Below are 8,829 nucleotides of genomic sequence, written 5' to 3'. Positions count from 1 at the left end.
ACCGGTACAACGCGACCGCGTCCGCCTTGAACTCGGCGGGGTAATGCTTCATCCCCACAGGGACTCCGTTCTCCTGGACCATCAAGATCCAAGTCTCTCCGGTGTCCAAACTCCAGGGTCAGGGCCCCCGGACCCGATCTTCATTCGGGCCGGCCGTCTGTGGACCTGCGCCGGTATCACCTCGGGGATGGACATGGCGCTGGCGATGGTCGCCGAGGACCACGGACCCGAACTTGCCCTGGCCACCGCCCGCATGATGGTCATGTATGTCAAACGCGCTGGCGGCCAGAGCCAGTTCAGTGTCCCACTCGCGGCTCCGGCAGCCCCCGGTGACCGGATTGACGACCTGTGCATCTGGATCGGCGAGCACCTCACCGAAGACCTGTCCGCCGAAGCCCTGGCCGCACGGCTGCACCTGAGCGTGCGCCACTTCTCCCGGCTGTTCCGCCGACGCACCAGTACCACCCCGGCCGCGTACGTCGAGTCCGCCCGGCTGGAGGCCGCCCGCCAGTTGCTCCAGGACACCGACCGCGGCCTGCCGGAGATCGCCGCCATCAGCGGCCTCGGCTCGGTGGAGAGCCTGCACCGTTCCTTCCGACGCCGCCTTGGGACCACCCCCGCCCAATACCGGCGCCGCTTCCACTAAGCCCAACGCAACCCCATCCCCCGACCGCCCCGCGGACCACCGCCCGGCGGAAGACGGTCATGCCCGCCCGAGCGGCATGACACGACACAACCAGGGAGAAAACAGTGTCCCGAACCAAGGTCGTCCCGATCCCGGTCATGGGCCGGCACAGCATCAACGCATACCTGCTGCTGGGCCGTCGGCCCGTCATCGTCGACGCGGGGACTCCCGGCAGCGGCCGAAGGATCTACGAGCAGGTCGCCGGACACGGTGTGGACCCCACCGACGTGTCGCTGATCATCATCACCCACGGCCACATCGACCACTTCGGCTCCGCTGCCGAACTGCACCGCCTGACCGGGGCACCGGTAGCGGGACACATCGCCGACCTCGGTCCTTACCGCAACGGCCGGGTCCGTGAACCGTACCTGCCCACCGGCCCGATGGGCCGCCTCATGGCCAGGAACAGAAACCTGCACATCCAGGCCGAACCGTTCGAACCCGACGTACTCGTGCGGGGTGAGACGGACCTGAAGGACTTCGGGATCGCGGCGCGCATCATGCCCACCCCTGGACACACTGCCGGATCGATCTCCGTCCTCACCGACCAAGGGGACCTCGTCGCAGGCGACCTGATCGCCAACTCCTTTATGGGCCTCATCCCGGGCAGGCCGGCCAACCCTCCCTTCCACGACGACCCGCTGCACAACCTGGCCAGCCTGCGGAAGATGCTTGCCCTGAACCCCACCAGACTCCACGTTGGGCACGGCACCCCGCTGGAGCCCGACCGGGTCCGACGTTGGGCCTCCCGGGAACACGAGCGACTGTCCCGGCTCGAAGCAGCCGGGCGAATCTCCACCCGTACGGAAACGACACATCCCGACCAGTAGGCACGGCTCGGGCGCCGGCGCCTCCGCATGCCGCCCGGCGTGGGCAAATTCAAACAGCCCTCACGAATTCCTGTACGGCGGTCAGCAGTAGAGATTGCCGCCGGGCGACGTCCCGAGGATCTGCGTGAACCGCTGGTAGGCGTCCACGCGGCTCTGCACCTGCGCCGGGTTCTTGCCGTCGCACTCGAGGGAGCCGTTGATGCTGCGGATCGTCTGGCCGAAGCCGGCGCTGTTGACCATGGCGTTGTGGGGCGTCATGGTGCCGGGGCCGGTCTGGGTGTTCCAGTACCAAAGGGCCGTCTTCCAGGCCACGGCGGCGTCGGTCTGCACCAGCCAGGGGTTGTTGAGGAGGTCGATGCCGAGCGCGTCGCCCGCGGCCTTGTAGTTGAAGTTCCAGCTGAGCTGGATCGGGCCGCGCCCGTAGTAGGCCGCCTGGCCGGCCGGACAGCCGTAGGGCCGGCTCCAGTCGCAGTAGTGCGGGTAGTTGGCGGTGTTCTGCTCGACCACGTACACCAGACCGCCGGTCTCGTGGTTGACGTTGGCGAGGAAGGCCGCGGCCTCCTGCTTCCGGACCGTGTCGCTGCCGGTGTTGGCGAAGGCGGGGTAGGCGCTGAGAGCGGCGGTGAGGCCGCTGTACGTGTAGAAGGAATTCCGGTTCGGGAACATCTGGTTGAACTGTGCCTCGCTCACCACGAAGGTGCCGACGGGGGTCCCGGAGCCGCTGTCGCAGGCGTAGGGTTCCCAGTACCAGGTGCTGATGGTCGGGTCGTAGCCCGGGTTGTCGTGTTCGGCGATGTAGGCCTTGCCGTCGGTGTAACGCACGATGTCGCCGGTGGTGTACGGCTTTCCGGCCGCCCAGTTCGGGTAGCTCGAACACGCGGCGGCGGATGCGTCCGCGGCCGGCAGCAGCACCGGCACGGTGCTTCCGAGGACGAGTGCGGTGACCACGGTGGAGATGCGGCGCCTCGACACAGGATCAACTCCTTTGCGGAGCACGGCCGCACCCGGACAAGGGCAGCGTGGATCCGGGCCTTGAGCGCACGTGCCGGTCGGACCGGCCACGGCGTGGGCGCGGCCGTGGTGGGGGGTGTGGAAGCACACTCAACCCCTTTGGTCTGTACCAGTCAAGGGTGTAGACCAGTCAACTCGCTCCGCTCATGGTGGCCGTCGGTGTTGTCCCGGTTCCGGCGATTGTGTGCGTCGTTCGGTCGCTGAGAGCGGCGCACGATGGCGAAAGGTGGGCAAGCTCGTAATCACTGCGAAAGTGTTCATTTCGGCGGTGGGGTTGCTACTGCCCTTGGGACTCTCCTAGCCTGACCACCCTGCTCAAGGCATCGCAGGAGCGAAGAGAATCCCTGCGCGCAGGGGACGCCGAGCCGTGGAAAATGAGTGGCACTCGGCCCGGACCGAGCCGCATCCGTCCGTTCGTACGCCGCGGCTGCCGCGCCGTCCCGGTCATCAACGAGTTTTCCAGCAGAGTTACATACCTCACTGTTCAGTCAGCGACTGAGCACTGATCCGATCGCTCCCGTTGACCCCAGTAACCGGTGACCCGCCTGCACACCGGTAAGTGAGGTTCGCACATGCTAAAGATCGGTCCGAAATAAACCCAGCGGCGCTTCCCCGCCGCTGACGGCTGCCCGGCCGTGGGGCACCTTCCCTCGCATGAATTCAGGGACTGAGAACGGTCGCTTCATGGACTACTGCATCCCGTGCAGCCGCACGCTCAACGGCGCCGTCACCTGCCCGGAGTGCGGGGCGTACGACCCCGGCATGACACAGCCGAGCGGTCCGACAGATGGTGCTCCGGCCTCGGACGCCGCGATGCCGGACGTCCGCTTCAGCGGGGCACCGAGCTCCTCCGGATCCCCCCTCCATGGGTCACCAACTCCCCTGCAGGACTTGCCGGCAGACCGGTACGACCGCCCTTCGCGGCTGAAGAAGTATGCCGTGCGGTCTGTTGCCGCAGCCGCATTCACCATCCTCGGAGGCCTGGCCACCGCATCGATGCTCTCCCAGCCGACAGCCCCACGAGCAGCCTCGATCCCGGAGCAGCCCTCCCCTGAAGAGCCGGGGGTCCGCGTCACCGATTCATCCGCTTCACCGCAGCGTGTGACCACGCACCCGGCAAGAAAGGGCGTCCGGGACCGAGGCGGTGACGGGATCCGGCGTCCTCTGCCGACGGCAACTCGCAGCAAGTCCCCGGTTTCACGGCCTCCTGCCACCACCAGTGCGTCGCCACCAGTGAAGGCCGAGCCGTCCCCCCGAAGTTCCAGTAGCCGCCGCCCCAGCCCGCCCCCGCAAACGGCAACGCCTTCCGCGAAGCCCTCCGCCAGTCCTTCCGGCAGCATCAGCGCCTCTCCCACCAGTAGTGGTTCGCCGAGCAGCAAAGGGGATATCCGTGGGTGAGACACCGGCCCAGCTGCCCGGCGCAGAACCCTCCACCTGGTCGCCGCACGGCATCCGCCCGATCGGCAGCGGGCTGCAAGCGCCTACGGAAGGCTCATTCACGACGCCCCGTACCGTTTGCGGTCAACAGCGTGCGGCACGGGGACCGCTCCCGCCCTTTTCCTCGCTCACCGCTTCACCGGTGCTGCGGGCGCCATTCGAAGAGCAGGATGGTCGCGTCGTCCCGCAGTCGGTTGCGCTGGTAATCGAGGATGGCGTGGATGAGCAGCCGCAACACCTCGGCCGGGCGCTGGCCGGCGGCGGAGAAGCGGATGATGAAGTCGGTGAACCGGTCGAGACCGAACTCCCCGCCGTCAGGGTCGCGTGCCTCCACGACACCGTCGGTGTAGAGCAGGACGCAGTCGCCCGGTTCCAGCGTCGTCTTGTTGACCTGCCGGCCTGCCGGGGCGAGTTGGCCGGCCAGGCCGATGGGCGGCTGCGGGGGGCTGTCCAGCGCCCCGTCGAGCACCCGCTCGGCACGGATCAGCAGGGGCGGCGGGTGACCGCAGTTGACCCAGCGCAACACCCCGGTTTCCGCGTCGAGCCGACACAGCACACCGGTGCAGAAGTGGTCGGGCAGCCACTGGGCGAGTGCCTGGTCGACGCAGCGGACGGTGTCGGCCAGGTCGCTACCGCCGCGGCGGGCGTTGCGCGCCGCCGCCATGGCGACCGACGTGGTCAGGCCGGAGGCCAGATCATGACCCATGGAGTCGAGGATCATGGTGTGCAGCACGTTCTTGACCACCGAGTGGTCGAAGGCGTCGCCGGCGATGTCGTACGCCGGTTCCACGACCGCGGTCGAGACGCACCTGCTGCTGCCGATGGTGCGGGGTGGCAGGAACGCCCGCACCATCTCGGCGGGCAACCGCATGGTCGTGGTGCGGGTGCGGGCGGCGAGCCAGTCGCTGTAGGCACGCTTGGAGGTGATCAGCATGGCGAACAGATGGGCCAGCATCCTGCTGCGGCGCATTCGTACGCCGTCGAGCGAGGCGGTCCGCACCGCCAGCACGCCCAACCGCTCCGCACCGTCGACCAGGGGCATCCAGACGATCACGCCGTCGTCGGCGTCGACCACCCGCGGAGAGACGGTGCGGTACGCCCAGCCGGCCGACGAGTCGGCCACCGGCAACGGCTCCAAGGCCTCGTCGAGCGGGATCAGCAGCCGTTGTTGCAGCTCGGCGAGGTAGATCAGCACGGTGTCCAGGCCGAGAGCCGAGGCGCACCGGTTCGCCAGGGCGGACAGTTCGAACGGCAGGGCCGTCTGCGCCTCGATGATCAGCTCTTCCAGCCGACTCTCGTCGACGGCGGCGTCGGAACCGGCGGACGCATGCGGTGGGTCCGACACGGGGATCACCCCTTCCGCGCCCAGTTTCACACCGATCCCGACCCCTCTCACGTCAGGCATGGCCGCGACGGATCCCGCCGGATGAGCGTCAGCGTCCGCCGCGACGTCGCCGACACCAGTGGCCGGGCCATCCTGGAGGCCCTCATGGCTGGAGGCGTCATCCCGGTCGGCCGGGCCCGTAACAAGATCCCCGCCCGCATCGAGGCATCGGACCGCGAGTTCACCGATCACCACGTGTTCACGGTCCGGCACTACCTGACGCGATTGACCGCTGGGGGGCATCACCGGGTTCGGCACCCGGCTCACGCGGTTGCTGTCCGATCTCCAGCAGGACCGGGCCGACCTCACCACCGTCCCCAGGTCAGAGTGGTCATCGGGAGACGATGCCCGACGCACGAAGCCCGAGGGCTTCTGCGCGTCGCAGGCGTCCCGCAGGGCATCCCGGGCTGTTGGAATTACTCGCAGTCCGTGCGGCTCTCCCACCGGGACGCGGCACGCAAGAGCGGTGCCCCCCAGCGCCCCGGAGCCGATCGCCGCGGGGCGAGTCAGCGGGTGCCACGCGTCATGGACGGAGGCACTATGAACATGTGGGTGTCCTGGGCGTGACGATGCCGAATGGAGCGGTGCGACATCATGCTGCCTGACACGCCGGTCGAGCCACGGGGGGACGCGTTTGCCGTCGTGGACGGGCGCGGCCTGGTGGTCAGCTGGAGCCCGGGAGCAGAGCGGCTGCTCGGGTACACCGCGGCGCAAGCCCGGGGGCTTGCCTGGGCCGGCCTCGTACTCGCGCAGACCGACACGGCCCGGATCGTGGACCTCTGCCGTGCCGACCGGTCCACGTGTGTGGGCGCCTCTACGCTGCGTCACCGTGACGGGCATCCGGTGGAGGTGGTCCTGTGGGCGCACCCCTTCGCCCGCGACGACGCGGAGCAATGCCTCCTGCAGGCCGAGAGCACGGAAGCGGTCCAGCAGCGCGAGCTGCGGCAGGCGCTCCTGAGGGGCCTGTTCACGGAGTCTCCGTTCATCATCGACGTCTTCGACTCACGTCTGCGGTTCCTGGCCCAGAACAGCTCGAGCAGCCGCGCGCCTGGATTCGCCGACAGCGTCATCGGCCTCTCCATGCGGGAGGCGGCCCCGCCGGGGCTGCTGGACATGGAGGCACTGGAAGAACGTCAGCGGCAGGTCCTGACCGACGGCGAGGCGCTGATCGGCACCGAGGTGCGCGGGCGTGACCCCCGGGAGCCGGACCGGGACCGGGTGTGGTCGGAGAGCATCCTGCCGCTGCGCAACAGTGACGGAGAGGTCATCGCGCTGGCGCACATGGTGTTCGACGTGACGGAGGAGGCCCGGGCACGGGAGCGGCTCGACCAGGTCAATGAGGCCGGCGCCCGGATCGGCAGCATGCTGGACGTCCTGCACACGGCGAAGGAGCTCACGGACGTGTCCGTGCCGCTCTTCGCGGACTACGCCTGCGTCAATCTGCTGAACTCGGTCTTCGGCGGCGAAGAGGCGGTGAGCGGCCCTGTCACGGCAACCGAGCCGCTACGGCGGGCCGCGGAGACCGTGCTGCCGGGGGAACGGCCCACCGGACTGATCGGTACGGGCGAGATCGATCCGTTCGCCTCGGAGCCCGGCTCGCCCGGCGCCCGGGCGCTCGTCCTCGGGAGGCCGCTGCTGCTGACGGGCAAGGACTTCAACACCGCACTGGGAACAGGGAAGTGCGGGTGGGCCGCGGAGCTCAGGGAGCGTGGAGTCCACTCCTGTCTGGTGGTGCCGATGCGAGCGCGAGGTGCCCTCCTGGGTGTCGTGGTATTCGCGCGCTTCGCCCGAGCACACCCGTTCGAGGCCGATGACGTCCTGCTGGCTGAGGAGTTCGTGACGCGTGCGGGCGTCTGCATCGACAACGCGAGCCGGTACACCCGCGAACGCACCACGGCGATGGCGCTCCAGCGCAGTCTGCTGCCGCAGAGCCTGCCCGCCCTCGGCGGCATCGAGACCGCATCGCGCTACCTGCCGGCAAACGGGAAGGTGGTGCTGGGCGGTGCTTGGTTCGATGTCATCCCCCTGTCGGGAGCGCGGGTTGCACTCGTGGTCGGAGATGCCGGGGGACATGGGCTGCATGCAGCGGTGACCATGGCCCGGCTGCGCACAGCGGTGCGCACCCTGGCAGAGCTGGACTACTCTCCCGAGGAACTGCTCGCTCATCTGGACGACCAGGTCACGCGGCTCCGGGACGAGCAGTCGGGCAGACCTGACCATGCCGTGCCGTGGCCGACCTGTCTGTACACGGTCTTCGACCCGATCTCCGTGTCCTGGGCATTGTCGAGTGCGGGCCATCCCCTGCCGACGCTGCTGACCTCCGCCGGAGGGGTCAGGGGCGTCGACGTCCCGGTCGGCGCGCCGCTGGGCACGGGCGGTATCCCCTTCGAGTACGGCCACATGAGGCTTGCCGAGGGCGACACTCTCGTGCTCTACACCGCCGGGTTGAGCAGGCCGTGGGGCGACAGCGGGGACACCCGGACGCGACTTCGCTCGCCGTGGTCGTCCCAACACCCCGGGCCGGACCCGTTGGCCTCCGGTCGGTCCGGCGGGCTCGAGGGGCTCTGCGACGACGTCCTGAGCAGACTCCTCCCGGACGACCTTCAGGACGACGTGGCGCTGCTGCTCGCACGAGTGCGCGCACTGGCGCCCGAGAGCCACGCCACCCGGGAGGTGGATGTCGTCCCCGAGTCCGTCGGACAAGCACGCATCTGGGCGGCTCAGAAGCTGACCGCGTGGGGCCTGGAGCAGTTGGCTTTCACCACGGAACTGCTGGTGAGCGAGCTGGTCACCAACGCGCTCCGCTACGGCATGCCCCCTGTCGTCCTACGCCTGATCCGCGACCGTACCCTGATCTGCGAGGTTTCCGACGGCAGCAGCACATCCCCCCACGTACGGCGCGCCCTGGACACCGACGAGGGAGGGCGCGGGCTGTTCATGGTCGCGACGCTCGCCAAGCTCTGGGGAACCCGCTACCACACACGGGGCAAGACGATCTGGACCGAGCAACCGCTCCCGCCCGGCACAGGCTTCGATCAAGTACCGCCCACGAACTCGCACGCACCGCACTGGTGAAGGCCGTATGCGAGAAATGCGGCAGCAACGTTCCCAAAGCCCCTGGCACATAGCTCCTGTTGCCCAGGTTGAACTCGCCGTGTCCCTGAGCCGAAACTGGGGCCCGGGCCGGAAAAGATCGTCCGCAAGCTTCAGGGGCAGTGGAGACTGTGAGGCAGTTCTCCCCGAGGTGGTCAGGAGTCCCAGTGAACGACATGGAATTCGCCGAAGCTGTGGAGACAGTCCTGCGGGATCTCCAGGCACAGTGCGCGGTGCAGCCAGACATACGTTCGGACGACGGGGGGCCTTGACCCCGGAGTTTGAACACGTCTATGCGGCTCGGGCCAGGGTAGTTGATGTTGGGTGGACGGTGATCTCGTAGGTGATCGGGGCTCGCTGGCCGAGCCGGGAATGACGGCGTCGGGTGT

4 protein-coding genes and 1 pseudogene are annotated in these 8,829 nt (G+C 68.5%); 3 read left to right on the top strand and 2 right to left on the bottom strand.

Annotation, left to right across the window (positions count from 1 at the left end; genetic code table 11):
* Positions 1-127 precede the first annotated feature (127 nt).
* Positions 128-646 (top strand): annotated as a pseudogene (locus Q8A52_RS48515) (GlxA family transcriptional regulator); the annotation flags it as partial.
* A gap of 104 nt (positions 647-750) precedes the next feature.
* Positions 751-1,515, top strand: coding sequence for an MBL fold metallo-hydrolase (locus tag Q8A52_RS48510; RefSeq protein ID WP_316765097.1), 765 nt, complete (start codon positions 751-753; stop codon positions 1,513-1,515).
* 81 nt (positions 1,516-1,596) lie between these two features.
* On the opposite strand, the gene Q8A52_RS48505 is transcribed toward Q8A52_RS48510, so the two are convergent.
* Together Q8A52_RS48505 and Q8A52_RS48500 are read right to left on the bottom strand one after the other, a co-directional pair.
* On the bottom strand, positions 1,597-2,487 hold the full coding sequence (locus Q8A52_RS48505) for a glycoside hydrolase family 19 protein (protein WP_316765096.1): 891 nt from the start codon (positions 2,485-2,487) through the stop codon (positions 1,597-1,599).
* A gap of 1,612 nt (positions 2,488-4,099) precedes the next feature.
* Complete coding sequence (locus tag Q8A52_RS48500; RefSeq protein ID WP_316765095.1) at positions 4,100-5,368, bottom strand: PP2C family protein-serine/threonine phosphatase; 1,269 nt, start codon at positions 5,366-5,368, stop codon at positions 4,100-4,102.
* Between the two features lie 573 nt (positions 5,369-5,941).
* On the opposite strand from Q8A52_RS48500, the gene Q8A52_RS48495 reads away from it, so the two are divergent.
* The gene (locus tag Q8A52_RS48495) at positions 5,942-8,422 is read left to right on the top strand and encodes a SpoIIE family protein phosphatase (protein ID WP_316765094.1); all 2,481 of its coding nucleotides are present in this window, start codon (positions 5,942-5,944) and stop codon (positions 8,420-8,422) included.
* The last annotated feature ends 407 nt before the right edge of the window (positions 8,423-8,829 follow it).

The sequence above is a fragment of the Streptomyces herbicida genome (assembly GCF_032656585.1).
Taxonomy (GTDB): Bacteria; Actinomycetota; Actinomycetes; order Streptomycetales; family Streptomycetaceae; genus Streptomyces; species Streptomyces herbicida.
Note: the sequence above shows the minus strand (reverse complement) of the source record. Positions and strands in the feature narration are given on the sequence as shown.

Bases quoted from the DNA above. Each gene is read 5' to 3' on its own strand.
- Q8A52_RS48500 (WP_316765095.1), bottom strand. From the start codon at position 5,368: ATGCCTGACGTGAGAGGGGTCGGGATCGGTGTGAAACTGGGCGCGGAA.
- Q8A52_RS48495 (WP_316765094.1), top strand. From the start codon at position 5,942: ATGCTGCCTGACACGCCGGTCGAGCCACGGGGGGACGCGTTTGCCGTC.